This window comes from Streptomyces luteolus, assembly GCF_029968015.1.
Lineage (GTDB): Bacteria > Actinomycetota > Actinomycetes > Streptomycetales > Streptomycetaceae > Streptomyces > Streptomyces luteolus.
Window position 1 is genome coordinate 230586 of record NZ_JASCIS010000003.1, and the last position, 17093, is coordinate 247678.

A 17093-nucleotide genomic window follows, 5' to 3' on the forward strand; every position below is an offset into this window, starting at 1 on the left:
GTGCTCCTCAGCTCGCGGTCCGCGGGCCGTCCGGTGGCCCTCCGGTGGGCCGTACGAGTTCACGGGAACCGACTCGATCGGGTGACAGACCAATCCATGGGGTCGGCCGCCTCGAATCAGGGGTGTGAGCACACGACGAGGCAGGGCAATCAGCGCCGCACGAGGCGTACTCACCGGTCTGGTGAGCGGCTACGCGGCCCTCGCGGTGGCGGAGCTCGTGTCGGTGGCCGTCCGGCCGGAGGCGAGTCCGCTCACCTCGGTGGGCGGTGCGGTCGTCGACCGCACCCCGACCGCCGTGAAGGACTGGGCGATCCGCCAGTTCGGCACCGCCGACAAGCTGGTGCTGCAGCTCGGCATCCTCGCGGTGCTCGCGCTGTTCGCCGCGTTCCTCGGCGTACTGGCGTTGCGGTACCGCCGTGGCGCCTCGCTCGGGGTGCTGGTCCTCGGTGTCGTCGGGGCCGTGGCGGCGACGGGTCGGCCGGACTCGGTGTCCGTGCTCGACGCCGTGCCGTCCCTGTGCGGGGCCGTCGTGGGCGCCGGAGTCCTGTACATCCTCTCCGGGCCTCTCGGCTCCCCGGCGTCCGCGCACGACGGCGGTGCCGGTGCCGGCGGCCCGGGCCGCCGGGGCTTTCTGCTCGCGACGGCCGGGGTCACGGCGGCCGCCACGGGCCTCGGCTACTTGGGGCGCCGCCTCAACGCCTCCTCGGCCGCGAGCGCCGAGGCGTCCAGGGCGGCTCTGCGCCTCCCCCGCCCGGCCTCACCGGCACCGGCACTCCCCCGCGGTGTGGACCTCAAGCTGCCCGGCCTGACTCCGTTCACTACGCCCAAGGGGCGCTTCTACCGCGTCGACACCGCCCTGGTGGTGCCGCGCGTGGACGCCGACAGCTGGCGGCTGCGCATCCACGGCAAGGGCGTGACCAATCCGCTCGACCTCGACTTCCGCGACCTCGTCGGCCGGGACCTGATCGAACGGGACATCACGCTGACCTGCGTCTCCAACGAGGTCGGCGGCCCTTACGTCAGCTCCGCCCGCTGGCTCGGCGTACGTCTGGACGAGCTGCTGGCGGAGGCCGGGGTGAAGCCGCCGTCCCGCGGTGGGCAGGCGGACCAGCTCGTGGCGCGCTCGGTCGACGGCATGACGCTCGGCACCCCGGTGGAGACCATCATGGACGGCCGGGACGCGATGCTCGCCGTCGGGATGAACGGCGAACCCCTGCCGTTCAAGCACGGCTTCCCGGTCCGCATGCTCGTGCCCGGCCTGTTCGGATACGTCTCCGCCTGCAAGTGGATCCAGGACATCGAGCTGACCACCTTCGACGCCTACGACACGTACTGGGTGAAGCGGGACTGGGCGCGTGAGGCGCCGATCAAGACGCAGTCCCGGATCGACACGCCTCGGCCCTTCGCCCGTCTGAAGCCCGGTCAGGTAGTCGTCGCGGGGATCGCGTGGGCCCAGCACAAGGGGATCGAGCGGGTCGAGGTGCGGGTCGACGACGGCCCCTGGGAGGAGGCGGACCTGGCGGCCGAAGGGCCGCTCGACACCTGGCGCCAGTGGAGCTGGCGCTGGCCCGCCACGCGCGGGGGCCACACCCTGCAGGTCCGCGCCACCGACCGCACCGGCTACACGCAGACCGACCGGCGCACCGGCACCGTCCCCGACGGCGCGACCGGACGGCACTCGGTGGTGGTCGACGTGAACTGACGCGCCGGTACCACCCGTTCCGCACACCTGCGAAGCCCAAGTTCCGCACACCTGCGAAGCCCAAGTTCCGAACACCTACGAAGCCCAAGTTCCGACCGAGGAGAGATCATGAGCAGCACACTCCGCATGCGCCGCGTCGCCCTCGCGGCCGCCGCCGCGATGGCCCTGCCACTGGCCCTGTCCGCCTGTTCCGACGGCGGCGACACCAGCGACCGGGCCGCGGGCACCACGAAGCCCGAGCAGCAGACGTCGAGCGCCGCCCCGGCCGACGAGCCGTTCGGCCCGGCCTGTGCCACGGTCCCGAAGGAAGGCGCGGGGAGCTTCTCCGGCATGGCCAAGGACCCCGTCGCCACGGCCGCCTCGAACAACCCGGCGCTGTCCACGCTGGTCAGTGCCGTGAAGAAGGCCGGACTCGTCGACACACTCAACAACGCGAAGGACATCACGGTGTTCGCGCCGACCAACGACGCGTTCGCCAAGATCCCGAAGGCCGACCTGGACAAGGTCCTCAACGACAAGGAGCAGCTCACCAAGATCCTGACCTACCACGTGGTGGGCAAGAAGCTCACGCCTCAGCAGCTGGAGAAGGGATCCTTCGACACACTGGCGAAGAGCAAGCTGACGACGTCCGGTTCGGGTGAGTCGTACAAGGTCAACGACTCCGCGAACGTCGTCTGCGGCAACGTGCCGACCGCCAACGCGACCGTCTACATCGTCGACTCGGTCCTCATGCCCAAGATGTGATCCGAGCAGACTGACGGGCCTCGGCCCCCTCCCTCGCAGCGGGAGGGGGCCGAGGTCTAGCGCCCGTGGCGGGCGGCCGCGGTGCCCATGCGGGTGATCGCCTCGGTGAGGACGTGCTGTGACGTCGCGAAGTTCAGGCGTACGTGGCCCGCTCCGCCCGTGCCGAAGATGTGGCCGGAGGAGAGCGCCACCCTGGCGTGCTCCAGGAAGAACTTGGCGGGTCCCGCCAGGTCCGTGACGATCGCGAGGTCGGCGGCCTCCTCTTCCGGTGCGAGGCCGAGAGCGCGGCAGTCGAGCCAGGCCAGGTACGTGCCCTCCGGCCTGGCGTAACCGACGCCCGGCAGATGGTCGGCGATCAGTCGGCCGAGGTGGGACCGGTTCGCGTCGAGGCCCGCGAGGAGGGCGTCGAGCCACTCGTCTCCGTGGCGGTAGGCCGCGGTGTGGGCGATGACGCCGAGGTAGCTGGCGCCGTGGTGGACCTCCTCGGGCATCCGGCGCAGATCGGCGGCGGCCTCGGGCCCGGCGAGGGCGAGCGCCGCCTTGATGCCCGCGAGGTTCCAGCCCTTGGTCGCCGACATGAGCGAGAAGGCGTCCTCGGCGCCGGGCAGGCTCAGGTAGGGCGTGAACGCGGCGCCCGGCAGGACGAGCGGTGCGTGGATCTCGTCGGCGACGACCCGGACCCCGTACCGCCGAGCGATCTCGGCGACGGCCGCGAGCTCCTCGTACGTATGCACCGTGCCGGTCGGGTTGTGGGGGTTGCTGAGGAGGTACGCGATCCTGCCTCGGGCGTTTCCTTCCCTGAGGCGTCGGAACGTCTCCTCCAGGACGGCCGGGTCGATGCGGAGGTCGGGGCCCAGCGGTGCCTCGACGATGCGGCGGTCGTCGTGCGTGATGAAGGCGTAGAACGGCGCGTACACCGGGGAGTTGACGACGACGGGGTCGCCGGGGTCCGTGATCAGGCGCAGCACCTGGACCGCGCCCATCATGACGTCGGGGATCATCGCCGTGCGGTCGACCGCCACGCCGTCCCACTTCCAGCGGCGCGCGGCGAAACCGGCGAGGGACTCGGCGAACTCGGTTCCGGCGGGGTATCCGGTGTCCCCGGCGGCGATGGCCTCGTACAGCGCGTCGGCGACCGGCCGGGCGAGGGGGACGTCCATCTCCGCGACCCACAGCGGCAGGACGTCCTGCGGATGGGCCCGCCACTTCATGCTGCGGCGCCGGCGCAGTTCGTCGAGGGAGAGCGCTTCCAGGGGGTTTGCACCGGCCCTGGCCGGCTCGGCCTCGGCGCCTGTCGCATCGTGCCCACCGTTGCTTGTCATCTTCAGCATTGGACTGCCGGTGGGGCGGCCGCGCAAGGGGCGGGCGGTCGGCACGTACACCCGGCGCCCCGGCGGAGGACCTGCGCCGCCGATGTCGGATGATGGGCCCGGAGCGCGTCTGCAACGGCCGCGACGACACCGCACACGACGACCGAGGGGGACCGTGAACGCCGTCGCGCAACGCGCCGTGATCGCCGCCGTACAAGTCCTCGGGCTCGCCGTCTGGTTCTCCATGTCGGCCGTGGTGCCGAGTCTGCGGACCGAGTGGGGGCTCGGCTCCACGGGTGCCGTGTGGCTGACCGCCTCCGTCCAGCTCGGGTTCGTGACCGGCGCGCTCACGTCCGCCGCGCTCACCCTCGCCGACCGGCTCCCCCCGCAGCGGCTCCTCGCGATCGGCTCGGCGCTCGCATCCGCGTGCACCGTGCTGCTCGCGGTGACGGTCGACCAGGCGGCGACCGCGTTCCCGCTGCGCTTCCTGACCGGCATGTGTCTGGCCGCGGTCTATCCGGTGGGCATGAAGCTGATGGCCTCCTGGTCCGGACGGGCCGAACGCGGCCGGAACATGGGCGTCCTGATCGGCGCCCTCACCCTCGGCTCGACGCTCCCCCACCTCATCGCGGGCCTCGGAAGCCTGCCCTGGCGAGGCGTCCTGCTGGCCGCTGCGGCCGCCGGGGCGCTCGCGTCCGTCGTGGCCTCCGCCTTCCTCCGCGTCGGCCCGCACGCCGCCCCGGCCGCGCCCGCCGGAAACCCCCGCTACGCCCTGACCATGTTCACCGAGCGCCGCCCCCGGCTGGCCAACCTCGGCTATTTCGGGCACATGTGGGAGCTGTACGCGCTGTGGACCTGGATCCCGGCCTACCTCTCCGCGACGGCCGGGGCGGGGCGGCTCCCTGGGTCGGTGGGGACGGCGGTGTTCCTGACCATGGGGATCGGCGGAGTCGTCGGGTGTCTGCTCGGCGGCTGGGGCGCGGACCGGTTCGGCCGACCGTCCGCCGCCATGGCCGCCCTGCTCGTCAGCGGGCTCTGCTGCCTCCTGTCGCCGCTGATCGTGGACGCCTCGCCCGAGCTCCTCTTCGCGTTCTGCGCGGTGTGGGGTGCCGCTGTGATCGCCGACTCCGGGGTGTTCTCCACGTCCCTCAGCGAGGCCGTCGACCCGCGCTACGTCGGCACCGCCCTCACCGCCCAGACGGCCATCGGGTTCGCCCTCACCGTCGTCAGCATCCAGCTCACCCCGCTCCTGGCCGATGCCTTCGGCTGGCGTTACGCGCTGCTGCTCCTGGCCCCGGGGCCGTTGGCCGGGGCCGTCGCCATGCGGGCGCTGAAGGGTGCCGAGCCGCTCCGGTTCGGGGGCGCGGTGGGCGAGCAGCGGGCATGAAAGGGCCGGTCCGTTCGTACGGACCGGCCCGGCTTCCTTTCCGGTGGTGGCCCGGCCTTTCCGGTGGTGGCCAGGTTTCCTTTCCGGTGGTTCTGTCACGGCTCGGGGCCGTCCTGCGCTACCGCTTGGGGACGCTCCTCGATGCCGTACCGGCGCACAGCAGACCGAGGACCACGGCCACCGCACCGATGATGATGTTGTTCAGGACGACACCCGCGTCCGGGCTCTCGCCGACGATCCACGGCGCGATGATCATCCAGGCGCCCATCGCGCAGAAGGCCCAGCTCAGGCCGTACATGCGGTCCGGTGCCCGGGTGAACCCGAGGGCCAGCAGGGCGATGGCGATGCCGACGATCAGGTTGTGGGTGACCAGCGAGGGCTGACTGATCGTGTAGTGGAGTATCCAGGGGGACACGGCGCAGTACAGGCCGAGCAGGAACACCGGCCCGTCCACGAGCGCCACGTCGCGACCACCGAGCATGCGGTCGTACCGATCCCGCATTTCGGGGACATCGGGGTGGGCTGCTATGTCACCTCTGGTGGGCTGCACATTGGCCATGGCTCGTCTCCTTTGACTCACAGGCCGGACCGCGTCTGACGCGGTGTGCGGTGTGCGCCGCCTATGGACATTCTGCTCTTATATTTCCTTTATGTGTAGAGGTCGCCGGGTATCAGCTGATGCGTTCCGGTCACCCGGTGATTCCGACGAGAGACGACGATCCTCTCCTGCTACGCCCCGGCCCGAGGCCGGGGCGTAGCGAGTCGGCGTCGACGGTGCTGAGCGGAGGGGCCCGCTCCGCACCCGTCGGCCGTGTTGTCAGTGCCCCGCACTAGAGTTCCCATGACACACGGACCAGGGGACGAGGGGGACGACGACCGTGCGGAGCCGAGGAGTTGGGGCGGGCAGGACCCGGGGGGCGGGGGGCCTGTTCGTGCTGGTGACGGCCCTGGCTCTGGCCTTGGTGCTCGTACCGGCCGGGGGCGCGGCCGCGGCGGGCACCGCGTCCAAGTCCCCGCGAGCCGCGGCGGATCGGGCCGGTCTCGAGGCCCGCGCGGCGTACTTCGCCAAGCATCTGCGTGCCTCGCCGGTCTACATCACGGACCAGGCTCCGCGCGTGATGCCCCGCTCCGCTTGGCCCGCCTTCCAGGAGCAGGCACAGCGGACCGGCGTGCCGACGTACGTGCTGGTGCTGCCGTTCTCGGCGGCCGAGGACGGGGACGAACTCCTCCCCGCGGTCCGGGAGAAGCTCGGCCGCAAAGGGCTCTACGTCCTTCTGAACGCCGACGGCGGAGGGAGTTGGCTCGACGTCTCCGTGGAGTCGTACGGCGTGCGCGACCTGCCCGTCCAGGAGTCCCTCGACTCCGCCGACTCCTGGCTGCCGTCGGACGCCACGGCGCTCGACTTCTTCACGGCTTTCGTCGACGGACTCCTCAACGACGGCGACGGAAGCGGCAGCGGCGGATCCCCGAGCTCCCTCTACACCTCGCCCGAAGGGCGCGCCGGGCAGTCCACGACCACGGGCGTGCTGACCGGACTTGTCCCGGTCGTCGTCCTGCTCATCGGCGTTCCGCTCGCCCGGCGCCGCGGCTCCCGCCGCCGCCTGATCGTCCCGGCCGCCCTCGCCGCCGTGCTCGCCGTGGGCGTGCCGCTGGGCGCGCAGGGGCTCATGCCCGAGACCAGCTCCACCGGCGACCCCGACCCCACCGGACGGGACATGGAGCTGCGCGCCGAGCGGTTCGCCGCCGGGCTGCGCCAACACTCCGTGTACCAGGACGCTGAGCTGCCCCCGCCCCTCACTCCCGCCCAACTGCGGTCGGTGGAGCGCAGGTTGGACTCCCTGGACGTTCCCGTGTACGTGGTGGTCCTGCCGATGGACCACGCCGACGAGTCGGAGGGCGACGCCGACCGGTTCGCCGAGCGGCTGCACCGTGCGCTCGGCAAGGACGGCGTCTACGTCACCGCGTCCGTGGGTACTTTCGACGACATCTACCTCTCCGTCGTCAACTACGGCGCGAGACTGGACGAGTTCGAGCTGTCCGAGCTCGACAGTTCGGTGACGCTCGGACCGGAGGACGTGGACGCGGACCCGCAGCTCCACACCCGTCTGCTCAAGCTGGCCCGGCACATCGAGCAGACGCCCGCGGGCCCGCCCGGCGAGCCGTACGCGTTCGACGAGCCGCCCACGGACCCGGTGGCGGAGGACGCGCTGCCCCCGCTGCTCACCGACCCCACCGGGCCGATCGGCCTGTCCGGCCTCTTCCTCGCCGGGATCGCCGGTGGCGCCGGGGTGCCCGCGGCGGTGGCCGGGGTGGTGTGGCTCGTGCGTCGGGCGCGGCGCGGGGAAGGGCGGCCGGAGCCCTCGCGGCCCGCCGCCCGCGACCGGTCCCGCGCCATGCCCGCCCCGCACGTCTCGACCGACGACGCGCGCCCCGGTACGAGCTGGCTGCGCAGCACGGCGGAGCGCGAACTCGGTTCTCTGCGCGAGGACTTGGCCGGATCCGGGGCACGCGACGGCCACGAGGCACAGGCCCGGGCCCAGGACTGCCTGGACGCGGCGGCTCTGCTGCTCGGCAGCCGCGCGGGCGCCGTCGACCTGGCCACCGGGCTCGCGCTGATACGTGCGGGCCGCGCGGCACTCGACGCGGCCCGGTCCGACGCCGGCTCCGTACCCGGCACAACGCTGTGCACCCTCAACCCGCTGCACGGCCCGGCGTCGATGACGGCCCGCCTCTCCCCCACGCCCGGGGCGCGCGCCCGGCTGCACCCGGTGTGCGGCGCGTGCGGGTCGACGCTGGGGAAGGTGGCGTCGGCCCAGCGTGGCGCGGCGGTGGACCGACTGCGCCTGACCCTGCCGGGCAACGGCCGCCGCACCGCGTACTCCGCCCTGCCGGGCCCCCTGGGAGAGGCGGGCGCGAACGGCCACGTCGAGGTGGCGGGGCTGATCGGTGCGGTGCGCGAGGGGGTTGGGGCGGGCCGCTGACACCCGAGGACGAGCCGCAGTCCGGCACCGGGCAGGCCCGCCGGGACAGGCGCCCCCAGGGACACGGCCGTAAAATCCAGATATGGGAGAGCGGCCGGATGCTCCTACGGCGCCTGAGCTCGTCGTCGAGTCCGAGGGTCACACCCAGGTGCTGAGTCCGCTCCGGACGTATCACGTGGGGCGGGACCCCACGAGCGAGCTGGTCCTGGACGACGCCAGGGTCTCCTGGCACCACGCGGTGCTGCGGACCTCGGCGGGGCACTGGGTGGTGGAGGACGAGCACAGCACCAACGGCACGTACACGGACGGGCGCCGGGTGCGGCAGTCGGACGTGGGGCCGGGGACCGTGATCAGGTTCGGCAGTCCGGCCGACGGACCGTGCGCGGTGCTCGCCGACGCACCCCGACCGGCGGCAGCGGCGCCCCGGGCCCGGCCCTCCGCCCTCACCGTCGTCTCGCAGCCCGGCGACACCCACACCTTCCGGCAGCCGAGCGCCGTGCGTCCGCTGCCCCCGGCACGCACCACCCGGATCGGCCGGGCGCCCGACAACGACCTGATCGTCCCGGACCTGCTCGTCTCGCGCCGGCACGCGGAGCTGCGGACGGGGCCGGAGGGCTACGAGATCGTCGACGTCGGCAGCCACAACGGCACGTACCTCAACGGCCAGCCGGTGAGCCGCGCCCCGGTGATCCCCGGGGACGTCATCGGCGTCGGGCACTCCGCGTTCGTGCTGGTGGGCGACGAGCTGCAGGAATTCGTCGACACCGGTGAGGTGTCGCTCGACGTGCAGGACCTGGCGGTGCGGGTCGACAACGGGCGGAGGACGCTGCTCGGCGACGTGTCGTTCCCCGTGGGTGAGAAGACGCTGCTCGCGGTGGTCGGGCCGAGCGGCGCGGGCAAGTCCACGCTGCTCAACGCGTTGACCGGCCTCAGGCCCGCCGACGCGGGCACGGTCCTGTACGACGGCCGTGACCTGTACCGGGACTACGCCGAACTGCGGCACCGCATCGGGCTCGTACCGCAGGACGACATCCTGCACGCGCAGCTGACCGTGCGCCGGGCACTGCGCTACGCCGCCCAGCTGCGCTTCCCCGAGGACACCGCGAAGGCCGAACGGGAGGCCCGGGTCGACGAGGTCATCCGCGAACTGGGCCTGGAACAGCGGGTGGACCAGTCGATCCACTCCCTCTCCGGCGGCCAGCGCAAACGCGTGAGCGTGGCCCTCGAACTGCTCACGAAGCCGTCGCTGCTCTTCCTCGACGAGCCGACCTCCGGGCTCGACCCGGGCATGGACCGCTCGGTGATGCACATGCTGCGCGGGCTCGCCGACGACGGCCGTACGGTCATCGTCGTCACGCACAGCGTGCTCAGCCTGGATGTCTGCGACCGGCTGCTCGTGCTCGCCCCCGGCGGGACGATCGCGTACTACGGGCCGCCCGAGGAAGCCCTGGCGTACTTCGGCTTCGCCGAGTGGCCGGAAGCCTTCGAGAGCTTCGAGAACGAGCGGGACCGCGACTGGGCGGGGCAGTTCCGCGGTTCGACGCAGCACGGGCGCTTCGTCGCGGCGGAGTCCCGACAGCCCCGCCGCGCACCCGAGTCGCCACACGGGCCGGTGGCAGCGCCCAAGGCGCAGAGCTGGGGCGCGCAGCTGGGCACGCTGGTCCGGCGGTACGCGGCGAACCTGAGCGCCGACCGGACCTTCCTGGTGATCATGATCGCGCTGCCGTTCGTGATGGGGGCGATGGCGCGGGCCCTGGCCGGCGGCGGGCTCACGCAGGACTCGGCGCTCAACGCGCTGTTGATCCTGAATGTCGGCGCGGTCCTCACGGGCGCCGCCAACGCCGTACGCGAGCTGGTCAAGGAGCGGGTGATCTATCAGCGGGAGAGAGCCGTCGGCCTGTCCCGCTCGGCGTATGTGATGTCCAAGGTGCTGGTGCTCGGCGCGATCACGGTGGTGCAGGCCGTGGTCCTGACAATGGTGGCGCTGGTCGGTGTGGACCTCAACGCACCGGACGGCAGAGGGGTGTTGATGCCTCCGCTGGTGGAAATCACCCTGGCCGTCGCGCTGTTGGCGTTCACCGCGATGATGCTCGGCCTGTTCGTGTCCGCGCTGGTGCGGAAGGAGGAGGCCACGATGCCGTTGCTCGTCCTCCTCGCGATCGTGCAGGTCGTGTTCTGCGGTGCGCTGCTGAAACTTCAGGGTGTGCCGGGGCTTGAGCAGTTGGCGTGGCTGGTGCCGTCGCGGTGGGCGCTCGGCGCCATGGCGGGGACCGTCGATCTGCACCGGATCGTGCCGACGGATGTCACCGCCGATCCGCTGTTCCGGCACGTGGCGTCGGTCTGGCTGCTCGACATGGGGATGATGGTCGTGCTCTCGCTCGTCCTCGCCGTTCTCGTCGCCAAGCTGCTGCGGAGGCGTGAGCCCGAGATCATGCGCAAGTAGGCCGTCCCGTACGGACCGGCCGAGCTGTGACCGAACGGCCGTCGCGTACGGACCGGCCGTCCCGTCCGGAGCGCCGAGGAGCCGCCTGTGACCGTCCCCGACTTCCTCCCCAGCCATGTCGTCCCGCCGGACGGGATGCCGACCTGGTCGGCGCCGGACGCCGCCCGGCCGACAGTGCCGCTCGACCCGCTGCTGCCCGTCCAGGTCGTCGAGCGGCGCGGCGACTGGGCGCGTGCCCTGTGCTCCAACGGCTGGTCGGCCTGGGTGGACGGGCGGCTGCTTCTGCCCGTTCCGCAGGGTCCGCCGGTCGCGGGGCAGCCGCCCGCGAGGACCGCGGACCCCCGGCCGCTCCTGAGCGCGGTCGAGAAGGACCTGGGCCGCTTCAGGCAGTTGACCGAGGAGTTGTGCGCGGGGCGGCTCGACGGCGAGTCCTTCGCGGAGCAGACCCGGGGCGTGCGGGTGGGGGCGGTCGTGGACGGCAACGCGGTCTGGCTGTACGACGCGCGGCACGAGCGGTGGTGCTACTGCGACGGGACGTCCGTGGAGACGTACGCGGTGGAACACCCGCCCGCGGGGAGCAGCGGCGCGGACGACGAGGGTCCGGCCGGGGAGCCTCGCGGAGAGCGCGGCAAGGAGCCGGACCGGGAGCGCGGGGAGCCTGACGTGCGGCCGGGCGGGGAGTCCTGAACGTGGACCCCGACGAAGCCCCGCCGCCGCAGCGGCCGCCCGCCCCCGAACCGGCAGGTCCGACCGCCGCCGACGCCGCCGACTCCTCCGGCACCTCCGACGGCGCCGACACCGCCGACGCCGCCGACACCTCGGACGCCGCCGCCGGCACCGGAATGCGCGGGCGCACCATCGCCGGGTACCGGCTCGAGGACGAGATCGGCCGCGGCGGCATGGCCGTGGTCTACCGGGCCCTCGACCTGCGGCTCGGACGTACCGTCGCGGTGAAGGTCCTCGCGCCCGAGCTGGCCCGGAACGACACGTTCAGGAAGCGCTTCGCGCACGAGTCACGCGTGGCGGCGTCGATCGACCATCCGCACATCGTGCCGGTCTTCGAGGCGGGTGAGGCGGAGGAGGTCCTGTTCATCGCGATGCGGCTCGTCAGGGGCCAGGACCTGCGGGCGCTGCTCGACCACGAGGGAACGCTGCCGCTGGACACCGCGTGCCGGATCGCCCTCCAGGTGGCCTCCGCCCTGGACGCCGCCCATGCGCACGATCTGGTGCACCGGGACGTCAAGCCGGGCAACATCCTCGTCACCGAGGGCACCGACAGCGACCACCCCGAGCATGTGTATCTGACCGACTTCGGACTGACGAAGAAGTCCCTGTCGCTCACGGGGTTCACCAGTGTCGGGCAGTTCGTGGGCACCCTGGACTATGTGGCGCCCGAGCAGATCTCCGGGCGCCCGGTGGACGGCCGCTGCGATGTGTACAGCCTGGGCTGCGTGGTCTTCGAGATGCTGACGGGTGGGCCGCCGTTCCAGCGCGACGAGGACATGGCGCTGCTCTGGGCCCACCAGTACGACCCGGCCCCGCCCCTCACCGACCTGCGGCCGGACCTCCCGCACGGCGTCGACGCGGTCCTCACCCGAGCCCTGGCCAAGGCCCCCGCCGACCGCTACGACACCTGCCTCGCCTTCGTCACGGCGCTCCGCGCGGCCGGGCGGACGCCGCCGCCGACGGAACCAGAGGCGGGCCCGCACGGGTACGCGCCGACCCAGGTGGTGGTCACCCCCGCGGCCCCGCCCAGCCACCCCGGCCTCCCCGGCCCGGCTGCCCCGCCACCGCCGCCGAGCTGGGCCAGACCGATGTTTCCCGGACGTCGCGACTAGGCCTGTCCGGCGGATCTTCGCGGGCCCGCGATGCCTGGCACGCTCCCCCAGCCTCCGGCCGGGGGACCCCCACTCGCCGCACGCCCGCATCACCCAAGTACGTCCAGTACGAGGGAGATCCGGGCGCACTCCCCCAGCCTTCGGCGCCGCCCCCGCGTCCAGCTGCCGCCGCTGACGGGATTCCGGCGTACAACCGCTGCCGCTGGCGGGACTCCTGCGTACAACCGGGACTCCTGTGTCCAGCCCCGCCACCGCTGACAGGCCCCCTGCGCGTACAACCGCTACCGGCGACGTGACCCGGGCTCGGGTCCAGGCCCGGGCCCCTTCCCCTCCCCCGTCCGGGCGTCGCGGACATCTCCGGGGTGGCGGAACCGCCGGGCCAGCAGGCTGGCGAGGAAGCCGGTCGCCAGGCCCCAGACCGCTCCCGCCAGCACCAGGCGGAGGAGGTCGGCCGTGAGGGACACCTCGCCGCCCAGGCCGCCGCCGAGGTCGCCGATGCCCATCATGGAGAGGCCGAAGCGGGCGGAGATTCCGGTGAGGAGGCCCACGACGAGGAGGGTGAGGGCGAGGGCCACGGCCAGTTCCAGTGCGTGCCGCCAGGCCGGGAGCCGGGCCGGGGACCGTACCGCCGCGGTGAAGGCGGCGGCGAGCAGCACCACGGCCGCCACCGCCACGAGGAGCCAGGCGCGCCCGTCGTACTCCGCCATGGTGTGCAGGTCCAGGGTCCGCCGGCCCTCGCGGGTGCGCAGCACCTCGTCGAGGACGCCCGGCATGGGGAGCCCGATGGGCCGGTCGACATGTCCCTCCCAGGCGCCGCCGGTTCCGGTGCCGAGCGCCATCCAGACCAGGTTGGGCAGCCCGAGCAGCAGCACGGCGAGGGTCTCGGCCGGGTGGCCGCGCGTGAGGAGCACGATCACGCCGACGGCGAGGCCGATCGCCACGTACGCGAGGAGCACCAGGAGCATCGCGAAGGCGGGCGGCCGTACCGAACGCTGGAAGGGCAGCAGTCGGGAGGGCAGGGGTGCCTTGCGGGACACGATGAACGCGAGTGCGAGGACGGCGAGCACCCAGACGAGTCCGACGCCGAGCGTCGCGGGCACGTCGGCGCGGAATCCGACGGTGGGGCCGTCGCCCAGCCCCCCTCCGATGTCCTCGGCGATGCCGTCGCCGGCCGGGATCCGGAAGTCCTGGCGCGCGACGAGGGCGAGGACGAGCAGGAGGACCAGCCAGCACCCGGCCGTGCGGGCGACGCGGTCGAGCAGTTCGCCTGGGGTGGCCACCGCCCGGCGGCGCAGCGGCAGCAGGAAGACCGCGGCCATGACCAGGGCTCCGGTGAGTGTCACCGACAGCGGCGTGACGTCGATCGCGGCGTCCGCCTGCGCGAGGTCACCGGTGTTGCCGGAGAGTTCGACGGAGCCGCCGGCGGCGATGACGACCACGGCCGCGACGACCCGGGGGAAGGCGCCGCCGGGCAGATCCGCCGCGCCCGCCGCCCACAGTCCGAGCGCGGCGACCACGATCATGGCCACGATGCCCGCGCCCGCCGCGGCGAGCGCCTCTCGTGTCCGGCTCACGCCGCCTCCTCGCTCCGGGCCCCCTCCCACGCCCTCGACCAGCCGCCTTCACCACCGTACGTACGGGGGCGCCGCCCCGCTTGCGGGCGGAGGCCGGGACCGGCACAAAATGGCATGAGGCATGAATTGTCGGGCAGCGTTCCCCGTTCGGATCGCCGGACGGTGACCCCCGTACGCGGGACAGGCCGAACGGCACGCCTACGTGGCGCAAGGCGCCCGACCCACGTGGAACCAGGTGACCCCGTGACATCGCAGCCCCCGCCCGACAGCAGCCCGACCGGCCCGCCGTCGGGTCCCCTCTCCGGGCCGTCCTCGGGGCCCTCGCCGGGTCCGGCCGCGGAGCCGCCCGCGGGTGCGCCCTCCGGTCCCGGGCACGAGCCGACGCAGGTGAGCTCCACTCCTTGGTCGGGCCGCGGGTCCGGAGACGGCTCCGGAGGGTCCGGTGGGTCCGGAGGCGGAGAGTCCGGTGGAGGTGACGGCGGTGACGGCGGTGGTGCGGAGGACCGGGGCGGCGGTGAGGGTGGGGGCAAGCCCTGGTGGCGTCGTGCGCCCCGGGTCGCGCTGGTCACCGGAGTGATCGTCGCGGCCGTGGCGCTGGTCGTCCTCCTCACGCGTCCGGACGGCGGGGACGGTGGCGGTGGCGGTGGGACCGCCTCGGGAGAGATCTTCCTCGAACCCGCCGCCTCGCAGGGCGAGGCACCCTTCACCGAGTCGACGGCCAGGGGTACGGCCAAGTCCGCCTCGCCGACCGCGACGCCCACGGAGACCGAGGACACGGGCGGCAGAGCGACCATCTCGGGTTCCACTCCGGCGCTGTACGGCGGCAGCCGCTCCACGGCGAGCTGCGACGTCGAGCAGCAGATCGAGTTCCTGCAGAAGGAGACGGCCAAGGCGAGCGCGTTCGCGGACGTGGAGGGCGTCGAGGCGAACGAACTCCCCGACTATCTGCGGTCGTTGACGCCCGTGCAGCTGCGGGCGGACACCCGGGTCACCAACCACGGCTTCAAGGACGGCAAGGCCACCGGCTATCAGGCGATCCTGCAGGCGGGCACGGCCGTCCTGGTCGATGACCGTGGAGTGCCGCGGGTGCGTTGCGCCTGCGGCAATCCGCTGCTGCCGCCGGTGGCCGTCAAGACGACGCCGAAGGAGACGGGCGAGCGCTGGCCCGCGTACCAGCCGTCGAAGGTGGTGGTCGTACGGGAGGCGACCACGGTGGTGAACGTCTTCGTGCTCGTCGACCCGGAAACGGGCGAATGGTTCAAGCGGGACAAGGGCGACGGGAGCGGCGACACGGACACGCCGACCACTCCCCCGACCGGCCAGTCCCCGTCACCCGGCACGTCGGCCCCCTCCCCGCCGAGCGACGAGTCGCCGGAGACGTCCGCGCCCCCGAACAGCCCGGAGCCCGAGTCGCCGAGCCCGTCCCCGGAAGAGCCCGAGCCCGAGAGCCCTCCCGAGGACACAGCGCCGGACACGACGCCCGCAGCGCCCGGCTACTGAGCCGCGGAGGCGTCGTGCGTGACCCGGTTCGGCAGCCTCACCGCGACCACGACGGTCACCGCGGCGAGCGCGGCCACCACGGCGAAGGCCAGCTTCATCCCGCTCACCTGGGCGGCCGCGGGCGCTGTGCCGTCCGCGACGAGTTGGCTCGTACGGGAGGACATCACGGTCACCACGAGGGCCGTGCCGAACGCCGCGGCGACCTGCTGCAGCGTGCCGAGGATGGAGCTGCCGTGGGAGTACAGGTGCGAGGGCAGTCCGCCCATGCCGAGCGTGAAGCACGGCGTGAACGTCGCCGCCAGACCGACCATGAGCAGGGCGTGCAGGCCGAGGACGACCCAGTACGGCATCGTCGCCGAGACCTGGGTCAGCGCGCCGAGGGCGAGCACCATGGCGAGGGAGCCGGGCACGATGAGCGGCCGGCTGCCGAAGCGGTCGAAGGCCCTGCCGATGGTCGGGCCGAGCAGGCCCATGACGAGTCCGCCGGGCATGACGAGCAGGCCGGTCTCCAACGGGCTGAGCCCGCGCAGGTTCTGCAGGTAGAGCGGCAGCAGGATCATCGCGCCGAGCATCGCGAGGAAGCCGATGGACAACAGGACCAGGGACAGCGTGAACGTGCGGTTTCCGAGGGTGCGCAGGTCCATCAGCGGGGTGCCGGTGCGCTGGAGGCGGAGCTGGCGGAACACGAAGAGCGCGATGGCCGCGGCCCCGGCGGCGACGACGGCGATGCCCGCCGCGACCTTGCCGTGGCCCTCGCCGAACATGCTCAGTCCGTACACGAGTCCGCCGAAGCCGAGCGCGGCGACGCCGACGCTGAGCCAGTCGATGGAGCTGACCTTCGGCTCGTCGATGTTCTCCAGCTTGCGGAGGCCGAGGAACGTCACCACCGCCGCGATCGGCAGGACGACCACGAAGAGCAGCCGCCAGGAGCCGACCTGCAGGATCAGGCCGGAGACGGCGGGCCCGAGCGCGGGCGCCACGGACATGGCCAGGGTGACGTTGCCCATCACCCGGCCTCGGTCCCGCTCCGGCACGACGATCATCATCGTGGTCATCAGGAGCGGCATCATCACGGCCGTGCCCGCGGCCTGCACGATCCGGCCGAGGAGCAGCACCTCGAAGGAGGGCGCGACGGCCGACAGGGCGGTGCCCGCGAGGAACACGCCCATGGCTATCGCGTACGCCTGACGGGTCGTGACCCGCTGCAGGAACCAGCCGGTGACCGGGATCACGGCGGCCATGGAGAGCATGAACGCGGTGGACACCCACTGCGCGGACTGCTCGGTGATGTGCAGCGAGTCCATCAGCCGCGGGATCGCGTTGATCATGATGGTCTCGTTGAGGATCACCACGAACGTGGCCAGGACGAGCAGCCGCACCACGGTCGGTGTGCCACCCGCCTTCACGGCCGGTTGTTCCTGGATCACGGTTGACATGGCGGCACCTCGCCGGGCTTCTGGTCGCAGTCGCCTGACAGCTGAGGCCGCCGACTTGGACGTGGACTTGGGCTTGGACTTGGACTTGGGCTTGGACACGAATGCGGACAGGGGAAATGACACCGGTGGAGACCGGCGGGCCTGGAAAAAGTCATCGGTCCGCACATTCTTCCGTATC

The 17093-nt window shown here is 72.7% G+C and carries 12 protein-coding genes; 8 read left to right on the plus strand and 4 right to left on the minus strand.

All coding sequences use genetic code 11. The features are described from left to right. Positions 1-124 precede the first annotated feature (124 nt). A complete protein-coding gene (locus QIT00_RS04295) occupies positions 125-1702 on the plus strand; it encodes a molybdopterin-dependent oxidoreductase (RefSeq protein ID WP_282533702.1) in 1578 nt (525 codons plus the stop codon). Between the two features lie 108 nt (positions 1703-1810). After that, positions 1811-2446, plus strand: coding sequence for a fasciclin domain-containing protein (locus QIT00_RS04300; RefSeq protein WP_282533703.1), 636 nt, complete (start codon positions 1811-1813; stop codon positions 2444-2446). Positions 2447-2502: 56 nt separating this feature from the next. Here the strand turns inward: QIT00_RS04300 and QIT00_RS04305 are convergent, their stop codons facing one another. Further along, on the minus strand, positions 2503-3777 hold the full coding sequence (locus QIT00_RS04305; RefSeq protein WP_282533704.1) for a MalY/PatB family protein: 1275 nt from the start codon (positions 3775-3777) through the stop codon (positions 2503-2505). A 154-nt stretch (positions 3778-3931) separates the two neighbouring features. Here QIT00_RS04305 and QIT00_RS04310 point away from each other — a divergent pair, with 154 nt between their 5' ends. Next, entirely contained in the window at positions 3932-5143 is a 1212-nt protein-coding gene (locus tag QIT00_RS04310) for an MFS transporter (RefSeq protein ID WP_282533705.1), read from the plus strand. 118 nt (positions 5144-5261) lie between these two features. Here the strand turns inward: QIT00_RS04310 and QIT00_RS04315 are convergent, their stop codons facing one another. Then, the gene (locus QIT00_RS04315; protein ID WP_282533706.1) at positions 5262-5702 is read right to left on the minus strand and encodes an SPW repeat protein; all 441 of its coding nucleotides are present in this window, start codon (positions 5700-5702) and stop codon (positions 5262-5264) included. Between the two features lie 373 nt (positions 5703-6075). Here QIT00_RS04315 and QIT00_RS04320 point away from each other — a divergent pair, with 373 nt between their 5' ends. From QIT00_RS04320 to QIT00_RS04335, 4 genes are all read left to right on the plus strand, one after another. Next, entirely contained in the window at positions 6076-8124 is a 2049-nt protein-coding gene (locus QIT00_RS04320; protein ID WP_282533707.1) for a hypothetical protein, read from the plus strand. Positions 8125-8206: 82 nt separating this feature from the next. Next, complete coding sequence (locus QIT00_RS04325; protein WP_282533708.1) at positions 8207-10567, plus strand: ABC transporter ATP-binding protein/permease; 2361 nt, start codon at positions 8207-8209, stop codon at positions 10565-10567. 87 nt (positions 10568-10654) lie between these two features. After that, complete coding sequence (locus QIT00_RS04330; protein WP_282533709.1) at positions 10655-11254, plus strand: hypothetical protein; 600 nt, start codon at positions 10655-10657, stop codon at positions 11252-11254. A gap of 155 nt (positions 11255-11409) precedes the next feature. Continuing rightward, positions 11410-12405 (plus strand): serine/threonine-protein kinase, encoded by a 996-nt coding sequence (locus QIT00_RS04335; RefSeq protein WP_282533755.1) that lies wholly within the window; start codon positions 11410-11412, stop codon positions 12403-12405. Positions 12406-12686: 281 nt separating this feature from the next. On the opposite strand, the gene QIT00_RS04340 is transcribed toward QIT00_RS04335, so the two are convergent. Then, positions 12687-13979 (minus strand): streptophobe family protein, encoded by a 1293-nt coding sequence (locus tag QIT00_RS04340; protein WP_282533710.1) that lies wholly within the window; start codon positions 13977-13979, stop codon positions 12687-12689. Positions 13980-14366: 387 nt separating this feature from the next. On the opposite strand from QIT00_RS04340, the gene QIT00_RS04345 reads away from it, so the two are divergent. Continuing rightward, positions 14367-15479, plus strand: a complete 1113-nt coding sequence (locus tag QIT00_RS04345) for a DUF6777 domain-containing protein (RefSeq protein WP_282533711.1) — start codon at positions 14367-14369, stop codon at positions 15477-15479. Here QIT00_RS04345 and QIT00_RS04350 read toward each other — a convergent pair. Then, complete coding sequence (locus QIT00_RS04350) at positions 15473-16915, minus strand: MDR family MFS transporter (RefSeq protein ID WP_282533712.1); 1443 nt, start codon at positions 16913-16915, stop codon at positions 15473-15475. The genes QIT00_RS04345 and QIT00_RS04350 overlap by 7 nt on opposite strands. Between the last annotated feature and the right edge of the window lie 178 nt (positions 16916-17093).

Excerpts from the sequence above, each read along its gene's own strand:
- QIT00_RS04300 (WP_282533703.1), top strand. The coding sequence starts at position 1,811 with ATGAGCAGCACACTCCGCATGCGCCGCGTCGCCCTCGCGGCCGCCGCC.
- QIT00_RS04305 (WP_282533704.1), bottom strand. The coding sequence starts at position 3,777 with ATGCTGAAGATGACAAGCAACGGTGGGCACGATGCGACAGGCGCCGAG.
- QIT00_RS04315 (WP_282533706.1), bottom strand. The coding sequence starts at position 5,702 with ATGGCCAATGTGCAGCCCACCAGAGGTGACATAGCAGCCCACCCCGAT.
- QIT00_RS04325 (WP_282533708.1), top strand. The coding sequence starts at position 8,207 with ATGGGAGAGCGGCCGGATGCTCCTACGGCGCCTGAGCTCGTCGTCGAG.
- QIT00_RS04335 (WP_282533755.1), top strand. The coding sequence starts at position 11,410 with ATGCGCGGGCGCACCATCGCCGGGTACCGGCTCGAGGACGAGATCGGC.
- QIT00_RS04350 (WP_282533712.1), bottom strand. The coding sequence starts at position 16,915 with ATGTCAACCGTGATCCAGGAACAACCGGCCGTGAAGGCGGGTGGCACA.